This window comes from Enterobacter sp. FB, from assembly GCF_000805795.1.
GTDB lineage: Bacteria > Pseudomonadota > Gammaproteobacteria > Enterobacterales > Enterobacteriaceae > Enterobacter > Enterobacter roggenkampii.
Genome location: NZ_JSZC01000013.1, coordinates 1,771,448 through 1,791,824 on the forward strand (window position 1 = coordinate 1,771,448; position 20,377 = coordinate 1,791,824).

General features: G+C 52.0%; 18 protein-coding genes and 2 tRNA genes. 8 read left to right on the forward strand and 12 right to left on the reverse strand.

The genetic code is table 11. From position 1 onward, the window contains the following. Positions 1-119 precede the first annotated feature (119 nt). Together cls and PI91_RS15450 are read left to right on the forward strand one after the other, a co-directional pair. On the forward strand, positions 120-1,580 hold the full coding sequence (gene cls / locus PI91_RS15445) for a cardiolipin synthase (protein WP_008502791.1): 1,461 nt from the start codon (positions 120-122) through the stop codon (positions 1,578-1,580). 33 nt (positions 1,581-1,613) lie between these two features. After that, the gene (locus PI91_RS15450; RefSeq protein WP_006810881.1) at positions 1,614-1,943 is read left to right on the forward strand and encodes an HI1450 family dsDNA-mimic protein; all 330 of its coding nucleotides are present in this window, start codon (positions 1,614-1,616) and stop codon (positions 1,941-1,943) included. A gap of 31 nt (positions 1,944-1,974) precedes the next feature. Here the strand turns inward: PI91_RS15450 and PI91_RS15455 are convergent, their stop codons facing one another. From PI91_RS15455 to PI91_RS15485, 7 genes are all read right to left on the reverse strand, one after another. Beyond that, complete coding sequence (locus PI91_RS15455) at positions 1,975-2,844, reverse strand: ion transporter (protein WP_031274926.1); 870 nt, start codon at positions 2,842-2,844, stop codon at positions 1,975-1,977. 14 nt (positions 2,845-2,858) lie between these two features. Beyond that, complete coding sequence (gene oppF, locus PI91_RS15460) at positions 2,859-3,863, reverse strand: murein tripeptide/oligopeptide ABC transporter ATP-binding protein OppF (RefSeq protein WP_008502789.1); 1,005 nt, start codon at positions 3,861-3,863, stop codon at positions 2,859-2,861. Then, a complete protein-coding gene (locus PI91_RS15465) occupies positions 3,860-4,873 on the reverse strand; it encodes an ABC transporter ATP-binding protein (RefSeq protein WP_039266549.1) in 1,014 nt (337 codons plus the stop codon). Before PI91_RS15465 ends, oppF begins: the two co-directional genes overlap by 4 nt. Before the next feature lie 11 nt (positions 4,874-4,884). After that, positions 4,885-5,793 carry an oligopeptide ABC transporter permease OppC gene (oppC, locus tag PI91_RS15470; protein WP_008502787.1) on the reverse strand — a complete coding sequence of 303 codons (909 nt, stop codon included), beginning with the start codon at positions 5,791-5,793 and terminating at the stop codon, positions 4,885-4,887. A gap of 12 nt (positions 5,794-5,805) precedes the next feature. After that, positions 5,806-6,726: an oligopeptide ABC transporter permease OppB gene (oppB, locus tag PI91_RS15475; RefSeq protein ID WP_008502786.1), complete on the reverse strand. Its 921-nt coding sequence runs from the start codon at positions 6,724-6,726 to the stop codon at positions 5,806-5,808. 84 nt (positions 6,727-6,810) lie between these two features. Next, positions 6,811-8,442 carry an oligopeptide ABC transporter substrate-binding protein OppA gene (gene oppA, locus PI91_RS15480; RefSeq protein ID WP_008502785.1) on the reverse strand — a complete coding sequence of 544 codons (1,632 nt, stop codon included), beginning with the start codon at positions 8,440-8,442 and terminating at the stop codon, positions 6,811-6,813. A 770-nt stretch (positions 8,443-9,212) separates the two neighbouring features. After that, positions 9,213-9,860: a YchE family NAAT transporter gene (locus PI91_RS15485; RefSeq protein WP_021240330.1), complete on the reverse strand. Its 648-nt coding sequence runs from the start codon at positions 9,858-9,860 to the stop codon at positions 9,213-9,215. A 478-nt stretch (positions 9,861-10,338) separates the two neighbouring features. Between PI91_RS15485 and adhE the strand changes: the two genes are divergently transcribed. Beyond that, entirely contained in the window at positions 10,339-13,017 is a 2,679-nt protein-coding gene (gene adhE / locus PI91_RS15490) for a bifunctional acetaldehyde-CoA/alcohol dehydrogenase (protein ID WP_008502783.1), read from the forward strand. A gap of 68 nt (positions 13,018-13,085) precedes the next feature. Here the strand turns inward: adhE and tdk are convergent, their stop codons facing one another. After that, positions 13,086-13,700, reverse strand: coding sequence for a thymidine kinase (tdk, locus tag PI91_RS15495; RefSeq protein WP_008502782.1), 615 nt, complete (start codon positions 13,698-13,700; stop codon positions 13,086-13,088). Positions 13,701-14,249: 549 nt separating this feature from the next. Here tdk and hns point away from each other — a divergent pair. After that, positions 14,250-14,663: a histone-like nucleoid-structuring protein H-NS gene (gene hns, locus PI91_RS15500; RefSeq protein ID WP_008502781.1), complete on the forward strand. Its 414-nt coding sequence runs from the start codon at positions 14,250-14,252 to the stop codon at positions 14,661-14,663. 201 nt (positions 14,664-14,864) lie between these two features. On the opposite strand, the gene galU is transcribed toward hns, so the two are convergent. The 3 genes from galU to rssA all read right to left on the reverse strand — a co-directional run bounded on the left by galU (position 14,865) and on the right by rssA (position 17,981). Beyond that, complete coding sequence (gene galU / locus PI91_RS15505; RefSeq protein ID WP_008502780.1) at positions 14,865-15,773, reverse strand: UTP--glucose-1-phosphate uridylyltransferase GalU; 909 nt, start codon at positions 15,771-15,773, stop codon at positions 14,865-14,867. A gap of 200 nt (positions 15,774-15,973) precedes the next feature. After that, positions 15,974-16,987: a two-component system response regulator RssB gene (gene rssB / locus PI91_RS15510; RefSeq protein WP_039266550.1), complete on the reverse strand. Its 1,014-nt coding sequence runs from the start codon at positions 16,985-16,987 to the stop codon at positions 15,974-15,976. Positions 16,988-17,078: 91 nt separating this feature from the next. Beyond that, complete coding sequence (gene rssA, locus PI91_RS15515) at positions 17,079-17,981, reverse strand: patatin-like phospholipase RssA (RefSeq protein WP_039266551.1); 903 nt, start codon at positions 17,979-17,981, stop codon at positions 17,079-17,081. 114 nt (positions 17,982-18,095) lie between these two features. On the opposite strand from rssA, the gene PI91_RS15520 reads away from it, so the two are divergent. The 4 genes from PI91_RS15520 to PI91_RS15535 all read left to right on the forward strand — a co-directional run bounded on the left by PI91_RS15520 (position 18,096) and on the right by PI91_RS15535 (position 19,805). Then, positions 18,096-18,554, forward strand: coding sequence for a YchJ family protein (locus PI91_RS15520; protein ID WP_032623056.1), 459 nt, complete (start codon positions 18,096-18,098; stop codon positions 18,552-18,554). Between the two features lie 46 nt (positions 18,555-18,600). Further along, complete coding sequence (gene purU / locus PI91_RS15525; RefSeq protein WP_021240336.1) at positions 18,601-19,443, forward strand: formyltetrahydrofolate deformylase; 843 nt, start codon at positions 18,601-18,603, stop codon at positions 19,441-19,443. A 157-nt stretch (positions 19,444-19,600) separates the two neighbouring features. Then, a tRNA-Tyr gene (locus tag PI91_RS15530) sits at positions 19,601-19,685 on the forward strand. A gap of 35 nt (positions 19,686-19,720) precedes the next feature. After that, positions 19,721-19,805, forward strand: a tRNA-Tyr gene (locus PI91_RS15535). A 77-nt stretch (positions 19,806-19,882) separates the two neighbouring features. On the opposite strand, the gene PI91_RS15540 is transcribed toward PI91_RS15535, so the two are convergent. Then, a complete protein-coding gene (locus PI91_RS15540; RefSeq protein ID WP_032663340.1) occupies positions 19,883-20,326 on the reverse strand; it encodes an Lrp/AsnC family transcriptional regulator in 444 nt (147 codons plus the stop codon). Between the last annotated feature and the right edge of the window lie 51 nt (positions 20,327-20,377).

The window sequence follows — 20,377 nt, forward strand, 5'->3', positions numbered from 1 at the left end:
ACGCCATTATAAACCCAACCCGGCTGCAAACCAGCGCTTTTACCTGGCGTTTTTATTTGCCAGATGAATCCTGATGCGTACACTCATAACAATACGCTTTCAAAAGGATTTTTTTAACTATGACAACCTTCTACACCGTGGTGAGTTGGCTGGTCATTTTGGGATACTGGCTGTTAATCGCGGGTGTGACGTTACGCATCCTGATGAAGCGCAGAGCCGTACCCTCTGCCATGGCCTGGCTTCTGATCATCTATATCCTGCCGCTGGTGGGAATTATCGCCTATCTCTCTTTCGGTGAGCTTCATCTCGGTAAACGCCGCGCCGAGCGGGCCCGCGCCATGTGGCCCTCCACCGCGAAGTGGCTGAACGACCTCAAAGCCTGCAAGCATATCTTTGCCGAGGAAAACAGCAGCGTCGCCTCGTCACTGTTTAAGCTGTGCGAGCGCCGTCAGGGGATTGGCGGCGTTAAGGGTAATCAGCTCCAGCTGCTGACCTCGTCCGACGACGTTATGCAGGCGTTAATCCGCGATATCCAGCTGGCGCGTCATAATATCGAGATGGTTTTCTATATCTGGCAGCCCGGCGGGATGGCTGACCAGGTCGCGGAATCCCTGATGGCCGCGGCGCGACGCGGCATTCACTGCCGTCTGATGCTTGACTCTGCGGGCAGCGTGGCATTTTTCCGCAGTCCCTGGGCAGGGATGATGCGCAATGCCGGTATCGAAGTGGTCGAGGCGCTGAAGGTTAACCTCCTGCGCGTGTTTCTGCGCCGGATGGACCTTCGTCAGCACCGTAAAATGATCATGATCGATAACTATATTGCCTACACCGGCAGCATGAACATGGTTGACCCGCGCTTCTTTAAACAGGACTCGGGCGTGGGCCAGTGGGTGGATTTGATGGCGCGCATGGAGGGGCCGATTGCCACCTCGATGGGTATCGTCTACTCCTGCGACTGGGAGATAGAGACCGGCAAACGCATCCTGCCGCCACCGCCGGACGGCAATATTATGCCGTTTGAAGAGGCCAGCGGTCACACTATTCATACCATTGCTTCCGGGCCGGGCTTCCCGGAGGATTTGATTCATCAGGCGCTGCTGACGGCGACCTACTCGGCGCGTGAATATCTGATCATGACGACGCCCTACTTTGTTCCCAGCGATGACCTCCTGCACGCGATCTGTACCGCGGCGCAGCGCGGCGTCGATGTGAGCATTATTTTGCCGCGCAAAAATGACTCCCTTCTGGTGGGCTGGGCCAGCCGAGCATTCTTTAGCGAACTGCTGGCTGCAGGGGTGAAGATCTACCAGTTCGAAGGTGGATTGCTCCACACCAAAAGCGTGCTTGTCGACGGCGAGTTAAGCCTGGTGGGAACGGTGAACCTGGATATGCGCAGCCTGTGGCTCAACTTTGAAATCACGCTGGTTATTGATGATGCCGGCTTTGGCGGCGATCTCGCGGCGGTGCAGGATGATTATATCTCCCGCTCCCGCCTGCTGGATGCCAGACTGTGGGTAAAACGTCCGCTGTGGCAGAGAATTGCCGAACGACTGTTTTACTTCTTTAGTCCGTTGCTGTAAAACGTGCCCAACGATGTTAAACAGGTAGTCATCATGGAAATGGATCTGAACAATCGCCTGACCGAAGACGAAACGCTCGAGCAGGCCTATGACATTTTTCTCGAACTGGCGGTTGATAACCTCGATCCCGCAGACGTGATCCTCTTTAATCTGCAGTTCGAAGAGCGCGGCGGTGCCGAACTGTTCGACCCTTCAGAAGACTGGGCTGAGCATGTGGATTTCGACCTGAACCCTGACTTCTTCGCCGAAGTGGTGATCGGGCTGGCCGATGAAGACGGTGGCGAAATTAATGATATCTTCGCTCGCGTCCTGCTCTGCCGTGAGAAAGACCACAAGCTGTGCCATATTCTCTGGCGCGAATAATAAAAAAGGCTGCGATTGCAGCCTTTTTTATTTACTCCGGCAACGGATTTCCGCAGCGGTGACAAAAACGCGCGTTGAGTTCATGTTCCCCCTGATGACATCGCGGACATTTGCGCTGCTGCTTGCGGCTCTGAAATGCGCTACTCATGTGCGTGGTAATCAGCCCGGTCGGAATGGCAATGACCGAATAGCCAATCAAAATCAGCACTGAGGCCACAATTCGCCCCAGCGGCGTATGGGGCGTGATATCCCCGTACCCCACGGTCGTTACGGTCACGATCGCCCAGTAGACGGACGCATTGAGCGTCGTAAAGCCATATTTCGGCCCCTCAATCAGATACATCAGTGCGCCAAAAACAATCATGACAATGGCAATAAACGAATAGAACAGAATAAGCTGATGACGGGCGCTGACGATTGCGCTCCAGAATATGCGCAGTGAGGGCATAAAGCGCAGTAATTTCAGAATACGTAATACACGAATAACGCGCATCGCTCGCCAGGCAAAGACATAGCTCAGGCTGATTTCCGGCCACAGCCACATGACGTAGAGCGGCAGAATGGTGGCTAAATCGATAAATCCCCAGAAGCTGAAAACATATCGGGCCGGGTTAGGCCAGGCAATCACTCGGAGGAGATATTCAGCGGTAAACACCAGGGTAATCGCCAGCTCAAGCCAGACAAAGACATGCCATTCGTCAAACGTCAGGTGGTATTGCGTCCCGGCACCCGATTCAATAAAGATGATAACCACGCTGAGGAGCGCAAATAAACCACAAAGACCCTCGAAGCGCCGTCCGGATACCGTTTCAGGATCGAATAAAACATGATAAAGCCGCCGACGGGCTGACGTGAATAAACGCGACACAGTGACCTCGCAAAAAATAAGGGCTGACATCATGTCAGCCCTTGCGATTATAACGGGTCTACTTTCAGGCAGGAAACCGCATGTCGGAAACTGCCTTCCAGAACCGGCCGCGTTTTCGCACATTCCGGCCCGGCCATAGGGCAGCGCGTGCGGAAGACGCAGCCCGACGGCGGGTTAATCGGTGAAGGCAATTCCCCTTCCAGAAGCTGGATGGTCTTATTCTTTTCCAGATCGGGATCGGGGATCGGCACCGCCGACATCAGCGCTTTGGTGTAAGGGTGCAGCGGATTGTGGTACACCTCGTCATAGGTGCCCAGCTCCACGGCGTGCCCCAGATACATCACCAGCACGCGGTCAGAGATGTGTTTCACCACGGCCAGGTCATGCGCGATGAAGATCAGCGACAGCCCCATTTCGCGCTGCAGCTTCTGCAGCAGGTTAACCACCTGCGCCTGAATGGAGACGTCGAGCGCGGAAACTGGCTCATCACAGATAATCAGCTTCGGTTCGAGGATCAGGGCGCGCGCAATACCAATACGCTGACACTGACCGCCGGAGAACTCGTGAGGGTAGCGGTTGATGAGGTTAGGCAACAGCCCGACTTTCAGCATCATCGCCTTAACGCGATCGCGCACTTCCTGGCGAGACATCTTCGGATGATAGGTCCGCAGCGGCTCGGCAATAATCTCACCGATGGTCATACGCGGGTTTAATGACGCCAGCGGATCCTGGAAAATCATCTGGATATCGCTGCGCACGTCGCGCCACTCGTCGGGCTTCATGCCCAGCAGATCTTTACCCAGCCAGGCCACTTTGCCGTCGGTGGCTTTTACCAGACCGATAATGGCGCGCGCAAAGGTCGATTTACCGCAGCCGGACTCGCCCACCACGCCCAGGGTTTCCCCTTCATACAGGCGCAGCGTGACGCCGTCCACCGCTTTCAGGGTCTTCGACGGCTGCCAGAACCACTGTTTGCCGTCCTTGATGTCGAAATGCACTTTAAGGTCAGCAATTTCGAGCAGGACATTGCGTTTTTCATCTAATGCGTTCATACCAGCTCCTCCTGCGGCTTAAAGCAGGCGCGCAGACGGCCTGGTGCAAACTCTTCCAGCGGCGGTGCGCTATTGCAGATTTCCATCGCGTGCGGACAGCGCGGCTGGAACGGACAGCCTTTCGGCAGGCGCAGCAGGTTTGGCGGGTTGCCCGGAATGGTCAGCAGGGATTCCCCTTCCGCATCGAGACGCGGCACCGCGTTCAGCAGGCCGATCGAGTAAGGATGGGCTGGCTGATAGAACACCTCACGCGCTTTGCCGTATTCCATGGTACGACCGGCATACATCACCAGCACTTTGTCACAGATGCCCGCCACCACGCCCAGGTCGTGGGTGATCATGATAATCGCCGTGTTGAACTCACGCTTCAGCTCGTTCAGCAGGGTCATGATTTGCGCCTGAACGGTAACGTCCAGCGCGGTGGTCGGTTCGTCGGCAATCAGCAGTTTTGGCCGGCACAGCAGCGCCATCGCAATCATCACGCGCTGACGCATACCGCCGGAGAACTCGTGCGGGAACATGCGCATACGCTTGCGCGCTTCCGGCATTTTCACCGCATCAAGCATTTTGACCGACTCTTCAAAGGCTTCGGCTTTGCCCAGACCTTTGTGCAGCATCAGCACTTCCATCAGTTGCTCACCGACGCGCATGTACGGGTTCAGCGAGGTCATCGGATCCTGGAAAATCATCGAGATCTGCTCGGCGCGCAGCTTGTTCAGCTCGTGCTCCGGCAGGTTGAGGATTTCACGACCGTTGAATTTCGCGGAACCGCCAATCACACCGTTAGCGGCCAGCAGGCCCATTAACGCAAAGGCGGTCTGGGATTTACCGGAACCAGATTCCCCCACGATACCGAGCGTTTCACCCGCGCGCAGGTTGAAGTTAAGATCGTTCACGGCGGTCACATCCCCGTCCGGGGTCTTAAAGGTGACGCGAAGATCTTTGACGTCCAGCAGAAGGTCGCTCCGCTGCTGCGCCTGTGGCGCGGTTGCCGTTTCAATAATTGTCATGACGGCGCTCCTTAACGGTCTTTCGGGTCGAGGGCATCACGCAGGCCATCGCCGATAAAGTTAAAACAAAACAGGGTAACGACCAGGAAACCCGCCGGGTATAACAGCAGCCACGGTGACACTTCCATTGAGTTTGCACCGTCACTCAGCAGCGCGCCCCAGCTGCTCAGCGGCTCTTGCGTACCCAGACCGAGGAAGCTCAGGAAGGATTCAAACAGGATCATGCTTGGTACCAGCAGTGAGGCATAGACCACCACCACGCCAAGCACGTTAGGAACGATATGGCGAACCACGATATTCCCGGTAGAGACACCGCCGACCTGCGCGGCTTCGATAAACTCTTTGCGTTTGAGGCTCAGCGTCTGGCCGCGAACAATACGCGCCATATCCAGCCATGACACCATCCCGATGGCCACGAAGATCAACAGGATATTCTGACCAAAGAAGGTCACCAGCAGGATGACGAAGAACATAAACGGGAAGGAGTTCAGGATTTCCAGCAGACGCATCATCACCGAGTCCACTTTGCCGCCAAGGTAGCCGGACAGTGAGCCATAGAGCGTCCCGACGATCACCGCCACCAGCGCGGCAGCAATCCCGACCATCAGCGAGATACGCCCGCCGATAGCGACGCGCACCAGCAGGTCACGTCCGGAGGAGTCCGTGCCAAAATAGTGGCCAGACTCCATATCCGGCGCGCTGGACATCATACCCCAGTCGGTGTCGAAATAGGTAAATTGCGACAGCATCGGGGCAAGGGTCACAAACAGCGCGATGATGACCAGAACCACCAGACTCGCCACCGCCGCGCGGTTGTGCATAAAGCGACGACGCGCGTCCTGCCAGAGGCTACGACCTTCCACTTCCAGTTTTTCACTGAAGTTTTCCAGCGCCTCGCTGTTTTTCTTACTCAACATCATGGCGTGCTCCAGTTAGTAACGGATTTTCGGGTCGATGACGGCATACAGCACATCGACGATAGCGTTAAAGAGAATGGTCAGCGCACCGACGAGAATGGTCAGGCTCAGTACCAGCGAATAGTCGCGGTTAAGCGCGCCGTTCACAAACAGCTGGCCAATGCCCGGCAGGCCGTAAATGGTTTCGATAACCATCGAGCCGGTGATGATCCCGACGAATGCTGGTCCCATGTAGGAGAGCACGGGCAACAGCGCCGGTTTGAGCGCGTGGCGGAAGATAATCCGACGCATCGGCAGCCCTTTCGCGCGCGCGGTACGAATGAAGTTCGAGTGCAGCACTTCGATCATTGAACCACGGGTGATACGCGCGATACTGGCGATGTACGCCAGGGATAATGCCACCATCGGCAAAATCATGAACTTTAATGCCCCGCCGTTCCAGCCGCCGCCAGGCAGCCACTTCAGCGTAATGGCAAATATCATCACCAGTAATGGCGCGACAACGAAGCTGGGTATGACTACCCCGGTCATTGCCACCCCCATTACGGCATAATCCCATTTGGTATTTTGTCTGAGCGCGGCGATGACGCCTGCGGTGACCCCGAAAACAATGGCCAGAATGAATGCCGCTGCACCCAATTTCGCCGAAACCGGGAAGCTGGACGCCACCAGGTCGTTAACGGAATAGTCTTTATATTTAAATGACGGTCCAAAATCACCGTGGGCCAGCTGCTTCAGGTAATTGAAGTACTGGGTAGAGATAGGATCGTTTAAGTGGTATTTCGCTTCGATATTCGCCATCACTTCTGGCGGCAGCGTACGCTCACCGGTAAATGGACTTCCCGGCGCAAGGCGCATCATGAAGAAGGAAATCGTGATGAGAATAAATAGCGTTGGAATCGCTTCAAGACAGCGACGTAGGATAAATTTCAACATTGCCCGTACCTTCTGGCGTGTGCCTATATAATGTGACGTTGGTTAGACACCGTGGGGCGAGCACGCCCGCCCCACTCATTGCCATTAATGCTTGATAATATACAAGTTTTTAACGTAGATATTATCCATCGGGTCTTTACCGGTGTACCCACCTACCCACGGTTTCACAAGACGGGCGTTAACGTAGTAGTAAACCGGAACGATCGCGGAATCTTTATCCAGCTGCTGCTCAGCTTTAGAGTACAGTTCAGTACGCTGTGCTTCGTCAGTGGTTTTCAGCGTGTCGGCAATCAGCTTGTCAAACGCCGGGCTCTTATAGTGCGCGGTGTTGTTTGAGCTGTCGCTCAGCATGGTGTTCAGGAAGGAGGTCGGTTCGTTATAGTCCGCACACCAGCCGGCACGCGCCACGTCAAAGGTTCCCTGATGACGGCTGTCGAGGAAGGTCTTCCACTCCTGGTTCTCCAGCTTCACGTTCGCGCCCAGGTTCTTTTTCCAGATCGAGGCGACGGCGATAGCCAGTTTTTTGTGCAGATCGGACGTGTTGTACAACAGGCTGAAGGTCAGCGGCTTATCGGCGGTATAGCCCGCTTCGGCCAGCAGTTTCTTCGCTTCTGCGTTACGCTGTTCCTGCGTCTGTTTGAACCAGTCTGGCTCGGTCAGTTTTGCGCCATCGGTGTAAGGAGGGGTATAGCTGTATGCCGGCAGATCGCCCTGGTTTTTCACTTTGTTCACGATGATATCGCGATCCAGTGCCAGCTTCAGCGCAGTACGAACACGTACGTCGGTGAACGGTGCTTTCTGGTTGTTGATTTCATAGTAGTAGGTGCACAGGTACGGGTCGACGTGAACTTCTTTCGGGATCTCTTTCTTCAGCTTCTGGAACAGTTCAATCGGCATGTTGTTATAGGTCATGTCGATTTCGCCGCTGCGGTAGCGGTTGACGTCAGTCACTTCGGAAGAAATTGGCAGGTAGGTCACCTGATTAATCACGGTTTTCGCGTTGTCCCAGTATTGCGGGTTACGCTCAAGCACCATACGCTCGTTGACCACCCAGTCTTTCAGCTTATAGGCGCCGTTGGTCACGATATTGGCAGGCTGGGTCCATTTTTCACCAAATTTTTCCACCGCGGATTTTGGTACCGGGGAGACGGACGGGTGAACCAGCAGCTTATAGAAGTACGGAACAGGTTCGCTCAACGTGACTTCGAAGGTATTGGCATCGATCGCTTTAACGCCCAAATCGGTGATCGGTTTTTTGCCCGCGATGATGTCATCAATATTGGCAATATGGCCATATTGCAGGTAGCTCGCATACGGAGAGGCGGTCGTTGGATTCGCCAGACGCTGCCAGCTATAAACGAAATCTTCAGCCGTGACCGGCGTACCGTCGGACCATTTCGCATCTTTACGCAGATGGAAGGTCCAGACTTTGAAATCTTTGTTTTCCCATTTTTCTGCCACGCCCGGTGCCGGGTGGCCGTCAACGTCAGTTACCAGCAGGCCTTCGAACAGGTCGCGGTTAACGTTAGACTCAGGAACACCTTCAATTTTGTGCGGGTCAAGAGACTGAACTTCCGCACCGTTGTTACGCACCAGCGTCTGCTTCTCCGCCAGCTGAACACCTGCAGGAACGTCCGCAGCCATTGCAGCGTTTCCCGCGATTAGCGCAGTTAAAATCCCCGCCGCTACCAGATTTTTTTTTGTGATGATGGACATTGTGTTGATACTCCACTCATTATAATGACTGGCCTTCGCCAGCTGTGTAATCCCCTGTTGGGGCCTGTACAGCGCAGGAGTTTTTTTTGCTGCTGTCAGGTTCTTCTTTTACTGCTTGCTATCACCGACTTTTTTATTACTGACCGCTCGTATGGCAGTCTTGCGTCGATTCTTTACAGGCCTCCCCTGTTTGAGACCTGTTCTGGATATCCGAGATGAGAACCATATGAAAATAATTCTCATCTGATTGTTTTATGCTGCAAAATATTAGGCCGGAAAGTATCAAATGGCGTAATCGTGCGCCAATACATTTTGCAAATTTGTTAAGCAATTCTCTTTTACGGTGAGTACCGTATCGTTGAGGGCAGCCCTGCCGGACATCGAACATCACTATAAAGACATGATATTCAATAGGATAGAGAAAATTTTCTCTACAAGCGCGTCGCTGCGCTATCATCGTGTGATTTTGTACAAAAATTTAACAACTGGTTATTATTTAGCACATTCATCTAGGGGAATGTTGAAATTACTAATATCATTTCGGTTATCTCTCAGCAAGCCCCAGAGTATCATGTGAGTAAAATAACAGAGCGATCGAAGATTTTCTGCGCAGGCGGGGTAAGGCGGAATTAATAACCTATTGAAATACAAGAAATGAACATTATTAGTAGAATTTATTATGATATGTGAGCATTTCAACTTTAGTTATATGATTTGCTGATAATCACGTAAAAAAACGGAGCCGTCGCTCCGTTCTTTCATATGAAGTATTAATGCAATAATCCGGGGAAAATGCTTTTAATACCCGTTACGATGAATTCGATCCCTAACGCCATCAGCAACAGACCCATGATACGCGTAATGACGTTGATGCCCGTCTGACCCAGCAAGCGCACCAGCCAGGGTGCCATGCGGAACACGCCCCAACAGCAGAGCGCAAAAATGGCAATAGCCACGGAAAAGCCAATCAGGTGCATCAGGCTATGATAACGCGTGCCCCAGACAATGGTTGAACTGATGGCCCCAGGACCGGCCATCAGCGGTAAGGCCAGCGGCACCACGCCAATGCTTTCGCGGATGGCGGTTTCTGACTTCTCTTGTTTATTCTGCTTATCCTCGCCCAGCTTACCGCTGATCATGGACATGGCGATGGTCACCACCAGGATCCCACCTGCAATGCGGAAAGAATCTATCGAAATCCCGAAAAGCTGGAGAATGGCGTCCCCCAGAAAAAGAGAGGTGAGCAATATGATCGCCACCGACAGGTTAGCGGTGAGGTTGGTCTTATTCCTGGCCGCCGCTGTCTGGTAACTCGTCATACTAATGAAGACAGGAATGATCCCCACCGGGTTGACCAGGGCAAACAAACCAATAAAAAATTTAAAATACGTTGGAAAATCAAAGAGCGTTTGGATCACGTTTTGCTCCGCTTATACATATGCCCTGGACTGACAATTTGTCATGAGAAATCGCGCTGAAGATACCCTTTTTATCAGCATACTTCACTTGAAATCTGTACCAAAACGTTATCATTTCAGGATGTTAAACATTTGTATAATCAATGATAGTGCCGCTTCCAATACTTACGTAATTATTTAACACTGGAAAAATCAGCACGAAATAACCCTGCTGAAAGGTATCAGCTTAGGGGAAAATTGACGCAGATCATGATTTTCGTACTCAGAAGTGAGTAATCTTGGTTACACCCCCAGGGAGGCCACCTGCCAAAAAGGGATGATGCTAAGGTAAGGCTCTTTTAGTAAATTAGTGTGCTGGTGTAGAAAGTAACTCTTTGTTTTATTTTGTGTTACGCAAGTGCTATCGGCTCTGTCTATACTGTGTGACGTATCGAGCGCTGGTTTACTAAAAGAGTTTAAACATTATCAGGAGAGCATTATGGCTGTTACTAATATCGCTGAACTGAACGCCCTCGTCGAGCGCGTGAAAAAAGCCCAGCGTGAATATGCCAATTTCACCCAAGAACAGGTTGATAAAATCTTCCGCGCGGCCGCACTGGCTGCTGCAGATGCTCGAATCCCTCTCGCTAAAATGGCCGTTGCCGAATCCGGCATGGGTATCGTTGAAGATAAAGTGATCAAAAACCACTTTGCTTCAGAGTATATCTACAACGCCTATAAAGATGAGAAAACCTGTGGCGTGCTGTCTGAAGACGACACCTTCGGTACTATCACCATCGCTGAACCTATCGGCATTATCTGCGGTATCGTTCCGACCACTAACCCAACGTCTACCGCTATCTTCAAATCACTGATTAGCCTGAAGACCCGTAACGCAATCATCTTCTCTCCACACCCACGTGCGAAAGACGCGACCAACAAAGCTGCAGATATCGTCCTGCAGGCCGCTATTGCTGCGGGTGCACCAAAAGACCTGATTGGCTGGATCGACCAACCTTCTGTTGAGCTCTCCAACGCGCTGATGCATCACCCGGACATTAACCTGATTCTGGCGACCGGTGGTCCAGGCATGGTTAAAGCTGCATACAGCTCCGGTAAACCGGCTATCGGTGTGGGCGCGGGTAACACCCCTGTTGTTATCGACGAAACTGCTGACATCAAACGTGCTGTCGCGTCTGTACTGATGTCTAAAACCTTCGATAACGGTGTAATCTGTGCATCTGAACAGTCTGTTGTGGTTGTGGATTCCGTATATGACGCGGTTCGCGAACGTTTCGCCAGCCACGGCGGCTACCTGCTGCAGGGCAAAGAGCTGAAAGCGGTTCAGGACATCATCCTGAAAAATGGCGCGCTGAACGCCGCTATCGTGGGTCAGCCAGCCTACAAAATTGCTGAACTCGCAGGCTTTACCGTTCCGGCAACAACCAAAATCCTGATCGGTGAAGTGAAAGTTGTTGACGAAAGCGAGCCGTTCGCACACGAAAAACTGTCTCCTACGCTTGCCATGTACCGTGCGAAAGATTTCGAAGAGGCGGTAGAGAAAGCGGAGAAGCTGGTTGCCATGGGCGGTATCGGTCACACCTCTTGTCTATACACTGACCAGGATAACCAGCCAGAGCGTGTTGCTCACTTCGGTCAGATGATGAAAACCGCACGTATCCTGATCAACACCCCTGCTTCTCAGGGTGGTATCGGTGACCTGTACAACTTTAAACTCGCACCTTCCCTGACTCTGGGTTGTGGTTCCTGGGGTGGTAACTCCATCTCTGAAAACGTTGGTCCAAAACACCTGATCAACAAGAAAACCGTTGCTAAGCGAGCTGAAAACATGTTGTGGCACAAACTTCCGAAATCTATCTACTTCCGCCGTGGCTCTCTGCCAATCGCGCTGGATGAAGTGATTACTGATGGCCACAAACGTGCGCTCATCGTGACTGACCGTTTCCTGTTCAACAACGGCTACGCTGACCAGATCACCTCTGTGCTGAAAGCGGCTGGCGTCGAAACTGAAGTGTTCTTCGAAGTTGAAGCTGACCCAACCCTGAGCGTGGTACGTAAAGGTGCTGAACTGGCTAACTCCTTCAAACCAGATGTGATTATCGCACTGGGTGGTGGTTCCCCAATGGACGCCGCGAAAATCATGTGGGTGATGTACGAGCATCCAGAAACTCACTTCGAAGAACTGGCGCTGCGCTTTATGGATATCCGTAAACGTATCTACAAGTTCCCGAAAATGGGCGTAAAAGCGAAAATGATCGCGGTCACCACCACTTCCGGTACCGGTTCAGAGGTCACGCCTTTCGCGGTAGTAACAGACGATGCAACCGGTCAGAAATACCCACTGGCTGACTACGCACTGACGCCAGACATGGCTATCGTTGATGCGAACCTGGTCATGGAGATGCCGAAGTCTCTGTGTGCGTTCGGTGGTCTGGATGCGGTAACTCACGCCCTGGAAGCCTACGTTTCTGTACTGGCATCTGAGTTCTCTGACGGTCAGGCTCTGCAGGCTCTGAAACTGCTGAAAGAAAACCTGCCAGCGTCCTACAACGAAGGGTCTAAAAACCCTGTAGCACGTGAACGTGTCCACAGTGCCGCAACCATCGCCGGTATCGCGTTTGCCAACGCCTTCCTGGGTGTTTGCCACTCAATGGCGCACAAACTGGGCTCACAGTTCCACATTCCTCACGGTCTGGCGAACGCCCTGTTGATCAGCAACGTTATCCGTTATAACGCTAACGACAACCCAACCAAGCAGACTGCTTTCAGCCAGTACGACCGTCCACAAGCACGTCGTCGCTATGCTGAAATCGCTGACCACCTTGGTCTGAGCGCACCGGGCGACCGTACTGCTGCCAAGATTGAGAAACTGCTGGCATGGCTGGAAAGCCTGAAAGCTGAACTGGGTATTCCTAAGTCAATCCGTGAAGCGGGCGTACAGGAAGCTGACTTCCTTGCTCACGTAGATAAGCTGTCTGAAGATGCATTCGATGACCAGTGTACTGGTGCTAACCCGCGCTACCCACTGATCTCCGAGCTGAAACAGATTCTGCTGGATACCTACTACGGTCGTGAGTTCAAAGAAGGTGACGTTGCCGCTGTGAAAACAGAAGCCTCTGTCATCAAAGCTGACAAGAAAGCGAAGAAAAGCGCTTAATTGACATCAGCAGATGAAAAACCCGCCTTTATGGCGGGTTTTTTTATGTGTGAATAATAAGCCAGACGTTATTTTCTGTTGTCGTGCTGAATTGCCGTCAGCGAGCCTACAGACAGCGCTTCTTTATAATGCTTACGGCAGACCGAAACATAGCGTTCATTGCCGCCTATCACCACCTGCTCGCCATCTGCATAAGGTTTCCCGGCCTGGTCAAGACGAAGTACCATACTGGCTTTACGACCGCAGAAGCAGATCGTTTTCAGTTCGACAAGTTTATCCGACCAGGCGAGCAAATACTGGCTCCCCTCAAAAAGCTCGCCGCGGAAATCCGTGCGCAGGCCATAACACAGCACGGGGATATCAAGCTCATCGACTACCTCTGACAGGGCATGGACCTGTTCACGCGTCAGAAACTGGCTTTCATCGACCAGGACACAATGAATGGGCTGCGCAGCATGTTCTGCACGAATGTCTTCAAACAGATCGGTTTTCGGGTTAAACAGCCTTGCTGGCGACGAGAGCCCTATTCTGGAGCTCACCTTCCCCGCGCCAAAGCGATCGTCAATTTCCGCCGTATAAACAACGGTACGCATCCCTCGCTCCTGGTAATTGTACGAGGATTGCAGCAGCGCGGTGGATTTCCCGGCATTCATTGCCGAATAGTAGAAATAAAGTTGTGCCATTGGCCGTAAAACCCTAATCAATGTGTAATATTCCCGATGAGTCATTGTACCATATTTTGTCTGGTCATCAGCGATGCAGCGCACAGAGGATGCAGTTCAGTACGGCGTTCAGTACCGTCTGTTTAACAAAATAACCCGTTAAAACATGAAGTAAACGCATTCAGCCAGACGACGAGGTTATAAGTTCAACCAAACATAACACTTCTTTTTATAGTGGAATCCGTGTTCTTTAAGATTCACTATTTATTAACTATTTCAGGCTTAACACCAGGGGTGAGAACTAATACAAAAGGCTGATATTTCTCCGCCGCAACTATAATTCCTGCGGGAAATGTCACAAAAAAAAGATGCAGGCGGCCTGTTTTAGCATGCTCAGATGATAACAACCGAGACTGCTGGGTGGCGGAATTTAAGTTAGCGTAATTAATAATAGCGGCAATATTTAGTATTTTTTGAATTCCTTACATTCCTGGCTATTGCACAACTGAATTTATGGCTCTATTATTAGGTCAACAAACCACCCCCCATTATAAGTTTGAGATTACTACAATGAGCGAAGCACTTAAAATTCTGAACAACATCCGTACTCTTCGTGCGCAGGCAAGAGAATGCACCCTCGAAACGCTTGAAGAAATGCTGGAAAAATTAGAAGTTGTAGTTAATGAACGTCGCGAAGAAGAAAGCGCTGCTGCGGCTGAAATCGAAGAACGTACTCGTAAACTGCAGCAATATCGTGAAATGCTGATTGCTGATGGTATCGATCCAAATGAATTGCTGAACAGCATGGCTGCCGCTAAAACCGGTACTAAAGCAAAGCGTGCTGCCCGTCCTGCTAAATATAGCTACGTTGATGAGAACGGCGAAACTAAAACCTGGACTGGCCAGGGTCGTACTCCTGCTGTTATCAAGAAAGCGATGGATGAGCAAGGTAAACAGCTGGACGACTTCCTGATCAAGGATTAATCGAGCCTTATTCAGAAAAATCCCGCTTATTGCGGGATTTTTTTTAACCTAAATTTGCCGCAAACATCCTCTTACACTCTGTCATAAAGCATTATTTAGCAATTTCATCGACTGTACTTTAAGACAGGTTTTCGGGAGTGTTACGGGCATAAAAAAACCGGTGGGCAACGCCTCACCGGTTTGAACATTTGCAGCGGTGGCTTATTTCTTAATACCTACGCTCTCTTTGAGCCAGGTTTTAAATTCTTCGCCGAGGGTATTGTGGCGGATACCATATTCAACAAACGCCTGCATATAACCGAGCTTATTACCGCAGTCATGGCTCTTACCTTTCATATGGTAGGCCTCAACGGTCTCTTTCTCGATCAGCATATCGATGGCATCCGTCAGCTGGATCTCATCACCCGCTCCTGGAGGCGTTTTAGCAAGCAGCGGCCAGATTTCAGCACTCAGGACATAGCGACCTACAACAGCAAGGTTTGAAGGCGCTACGTCGGCTTTAGGCTTCTCTACGACGCCAACCATTGGCACACTCTCACCCGGCTCAAGGTTAACGCCTTTGCAGTCAACCACACCGTATGCCGTTACGTCTTCAACAGGCTCAACCATAATCTGGCTGCTGCCGGTTTCGTCGAAACGTTTGATCATTTCAGCCAGGTTATCCTGAGAAAGATCGGATTCGTATTCGTCCAGAATAACGTCAGGCAGAATTACCGCTACAGGCTCATCACCCACGACAGGGTGCGCGCACATAACAGCGTGGCCCAGACCTTTCGCCAGCCCCTGACGAACCTGCATAATGGTGACGTGTGGAGGGCAAATAGACTGAACTTCTTCTAACAGCTGACGCTTAACGCGCTTTTCCAGCATGGCTTCAAGTTCAAAGCTTGTATCGAAATGGTTTTCGATAGAGTTTTTAGATGAATGCGTAACCAGCACAATTTCAGTGATGCCGGCTGCGATACATTCATTCACGACATACTGGATTAATGGCTTATCAACCAGAGGCAGCATCTCTTTAGGAATCGCCTTGGTTGCTGGTAACATCCTGGTCCCCAATCCCGCTACCGGGATAACGGCCTTTCTGACTTTCGAATTTAGGGCAGCCATTCAAATTCTCCTGAGCTGTTCAAGTTTTGAACTTTTATGCAATAAATAACGCGTTGAGTATATCAGCCTCGCCCCGCAGTCCGGGTCTGAAAAGAACGCGTTGCCGATCAATTAGGATAAATACGCATGAAACCGGGCAGCGATAGTAGCACTCCCCGCAAAACACAGGTAAAGCAATCTTAAAATGACGATCCAATTGCTTATTCCGTGGACAACATTAAGCGTAGCCGCCCCCCGGCGCCCCAAATTTGGCACTGCCAGGAGGAACAGCGGTGGCTAATTTGATTAAGATACGCCGTTCCCAACGTCCCAAGCGGTACACCGTTACTCACCTGAATATGGTGTTCACCGGTATTCAGTGATGCATTGAGACCGGCTGAAACGAGGATCAGATTTTTTAAACCGCTGTGGTAATAGCCGACCAATAGCGGAAACTGTCCAGGCAAATTGGCCTGACGAAAAAGCTGGTTTACCTGTTTGAGTAAACTGCCTAACTCCGGCAACCGTTGTCCCTGATGGGATAACTGTTCCTGCAACAAACCATTAAATAGCGCACGAAGAAGCAACGCCGCTAATACACCGTTATCCCCCGCCCGGGTGACATCCAGGGAATAAAACGCAAGGTCAGAGTCAGACAGTGGCGCAATATCCAGCACCAGCCCTAGCTGGTCAGCGGCCACCAGCTGCCGATAATTTACGCGACAGTGGGAAATAGTTTGCTGGACGGGCGGCTGGAGTTCTTGCAACAGTTTCGCCGCAGCAGGCGGATTACTCACCAGAGCGTCCCAGTCCTGGAAAAGACGTTCCTCTTCCTCTACCCGGGAATTAAACATATTCGGATAAAGGCACGCTAAGACCGTTTCTCGCAGCCGATTCAAATCTTTAACCGGTTTAAGCAGAATATCCTGTACCCCAAGACGTAATGCTTTTGCGATATCCGCCATGTTTTCGGTGGCAGAGATCACCAGAATCGGCGTCTGATTGCCTTCGTTACGCAGATGCTCAACCAGCTTCAGTCCATTCATGCGCGGCATCGCAATGTCGCAAATCATCAAATCGGGCGTAATGCTGATCATTTTTTCCAGGGCGTCGATGCCATCTTCAGCCAGTGACGTCATTGCGCCCAGCGAGGATAACCACGAATCCAGTAGCGATCGGAAAACGGGCTCGTCTTCAACAATCAAAATGTGTTTTCCGGCCAATGGCTGCGTCATGGTTCCTCCCCTGGCTGACAGTAACTAAATAGTGGCATGCGATCGGCACTATCGCCTGTCAGATTTTGCTGAAGTAGTCAAAAAAAGGTGCTTAACGTACGGTTTGCACAAAAGGCAACAATTCGTCCATTTTCTTTTCGACGGCTAACGAGCCCGCTGCGATGGCGGCCTCAGCCCGATGGAAATCAAGAGTAGAGATTTGCGGACAGTACGGCTGAATAAGAATATCCGGAGGATCGCCTGCCATACGGTTACGTTTAAGGCGATTCTCGAGTACCTGAATTGACGTGGTCATGATTTCTATCGCCGTCGGCGCAGCAACCGAACGACGTGCGGCCATACGCCCGATTCTTCCGCGCAGGCGCTCGTGCCAGGCCAGTTTCTCGCCCTCAGCATCTTCGCTCTGGAGATTGACCGGCATGAGATCCTGTTGCATAAGGTGGGCGTCGTGCTGCAGGTCGACGGCAATCACGATGTCAGCGCCCATTGCACGCGTCAGAGAGATGGGAACCGGGTTAACGACGCCACCATCGACAAGCCAGTAACCGTTGTGTGGGACAGGCGCCATGAGTCCCGGCATACTGCAGGAGGCACGCACGGCAAGATGGATATCCCCTTCGGTTAGCCAGAGTTCGCGACCTGTACTGAGGTTCGTCGCGACGGCGCCGAAAGGCATCTGACAATCAGTGAAGTCTTCGAGGGGCATAACCTGGCGGAACTGATTAAAGACGCGTTCGCCGCGCAGCAGTCCACCACGCTGCCAGGAGAGGTCCATCAGACGCAGCACGTCCCAGTAGCTGAAGGAGCGCACCCACGTCTCGAGCTCCGGTAGCTTTCCGCACGCGTAAGCGGAGCCGACAAGCGATCCGATTGAGCACCCTGCAACAATATCGACAGTAATGCCCATCTGATTTAAGGCATTAATCACGCCGATGTGTGACCATCCCCGGGCGGCACCTGAACCCAGCGCCAGCCCAATTTTAACCTTTCTCATTAGTCCTGTTTTACGTCCCCTGGATTCCTGACATGGCATCAACGCAACGCCTCAGTTAACATAGTGCTACCCGAAGCGTTTTACGCCTTTATTTTTTGTTCCAGGAAGAGAATCGTGTCTCAACTCTGCCCTTGTGGTAGCGCTCTGGAGTATAGCCTATGTTGCCAGCGATATCTTTCTGGCGATCAGGTTGCACCAGACCCGTCACACCTTATGCGTTCACGGTACACTGCTTTTGTGATCAAAGACGCAGACTACCTGATTAAAACCTGGCATCCATCCTGCCACGCAGCCGATTTCAAACAGGACATCGAAGCCGGGTTTGCGAACACGCAGTGGCTCGGCCTCACCGTCTATGAATCCTCTCCAGGCAGTCATGAAGATGAAGGTTACGTCAGCTTTGTTGCCCGTTTTACCGAGAACGCTAAGCCTGGCGCCATTATCGAGCGTTCCCGGTTCTTAAAGGAGCGCGGGCAATGGTATTATATTGACGGAACGCGTCCACAGTTTGGTCGTAACGATCCCTGTCCGTGTGGTTCAGGTAAAAAATTTAAAAAGTGTTGCGGGCAGTAATGCCTGACAACCCAGACTTCGCAAATACAAACAGGATTTCCCGGCGATGCAATCATTACAACGTAAAGTTCTGCGCACCATCTGTCCCGATCAAAAAGGGCTGATCGCACGAATTACCAACATTTGCTACAAACATGAACTGAATATCGTGCAGAACAACGAGTTCGTTGACCACCGTACCGGCCGCTTCTTCATGCGTACCGAACTGGAAGGTATTTTCAACGACACCACCCTGCTGGCCGATCTGGACAGCGCGCTTCCGGAAGGCTCCGTGCGCGAGCTGACCCCTGCGGGCCGACGCCGCATCGTGATCCTGGTGACTAAAGAAGCACATTGCCTGGGTGACCTGCTGATGAAAGCCAACTACGGCGGTCTGGATGTCGAAATTGCGGCAGTTATTGGCAACCATGAGACGTTGCGCTCGCTGGTCGAGCGCTTTGATATTCCGTTCGAGCTGGTTAGCCATGAAGGCCATACGCGTGAAGAACACGACGACCTGATGGCGCAGGCCATTGAAGCGCATAACCCGGACTACGTGGTGCTGGCGAAATACATGCGCGTGTTAACGCCGTCTTTCGTGGCGCGTTTCCCGAACAAGATCATCAACATCCACCACTCGTTCCTGCCGGCCTTTATTGGTGCGCGTCCATACCACCAGGCGTACGAGCGCGGCGTGAAGATCATCGGCGCGACAGCCCACTACGTGAATGACAATCTGGACGAAGGTCCCATCATCATGCAGGACGTGATTCATGTGGATCACACTTACACCGCTGAGGACATGATGCGTGCAGGGCGTGACGTTGAGAAGAATGTGTTAAGCCGCGCGCTGTATCAGGTACTGGCCCAGCGTGTCTTCGTTTACGGCAACAGAACCATCATTCTTTAATCTTTCGGAAAATGAATTGATTAGCTTTGCGCCTTTACGGATAAAAAGCAGGCAAACAACTTCATTTCCCTAAAGGAAAGCTTTACAGGGGCGTCTCATTTGATATGATGCGCCCCGCTTCCAGCAGGAAGCAGGCCAGTAAAAAGCATTACCCCGTGGTGGGGTTCCCGAGCGGCCAAAGGGAGCAGACTGTAAATCTGCCGTCATCAACTTCGAAGGTTCGAATCCTTCCCCCACCACCATCTCTCAGCACGACCTCAAAATTTGAATTACCCCTGGTGGGGTTCCCGAGCGGCCAAAGGGAGCAGACTGTAAATCTGCCGTCATCGACTTCGAAGGTTCGAATCCTTCCCCCACCACCATCACTTCCCCAACATAAAAAAACCGAGTCCGCCCTTGTAGGCCGGGTAAGGCGCAACCGCCACCCGGCGACAGAAACCTACATCGGAGGCAAACGACGCCTGACCGGCGAACTCTTCACAATCGACGTATTACACTGGGCATGTTCCGCCAGGCCGTCCAGCAGCGCATCAAGCTGTTCGATTGACCGCACCACCAGCCTAATCACAAAGCAATCTTCCCCGGTCACTTTGTCGCTCTCAATACACTCCGGCATCGCCTGAATATACTTATCCACCTTATGCAACAGCCCTGGCAACGGCCGTACGCGTACCAGCGCCTGCAGCGTATACCCCAGCGCCGCCAGATTCACCCGTGCACCATACCCCTGAATCACACCGCGCTCTTCCAGCCGCTTCAGGCGTTCTGCCGTGCTGGGGGACGTCAGACCGATGCGGCCGCTGAGCACCTTCAACGACATGCGCGCATCCTCAACCAGACAGGTTAAAATTTGTCGGTCGATATCATCGATAAGGCATTCCATTCTTTTCACCTAATTTTAAAAAGTCATTTACCTCTTCAACCTTATCTCACC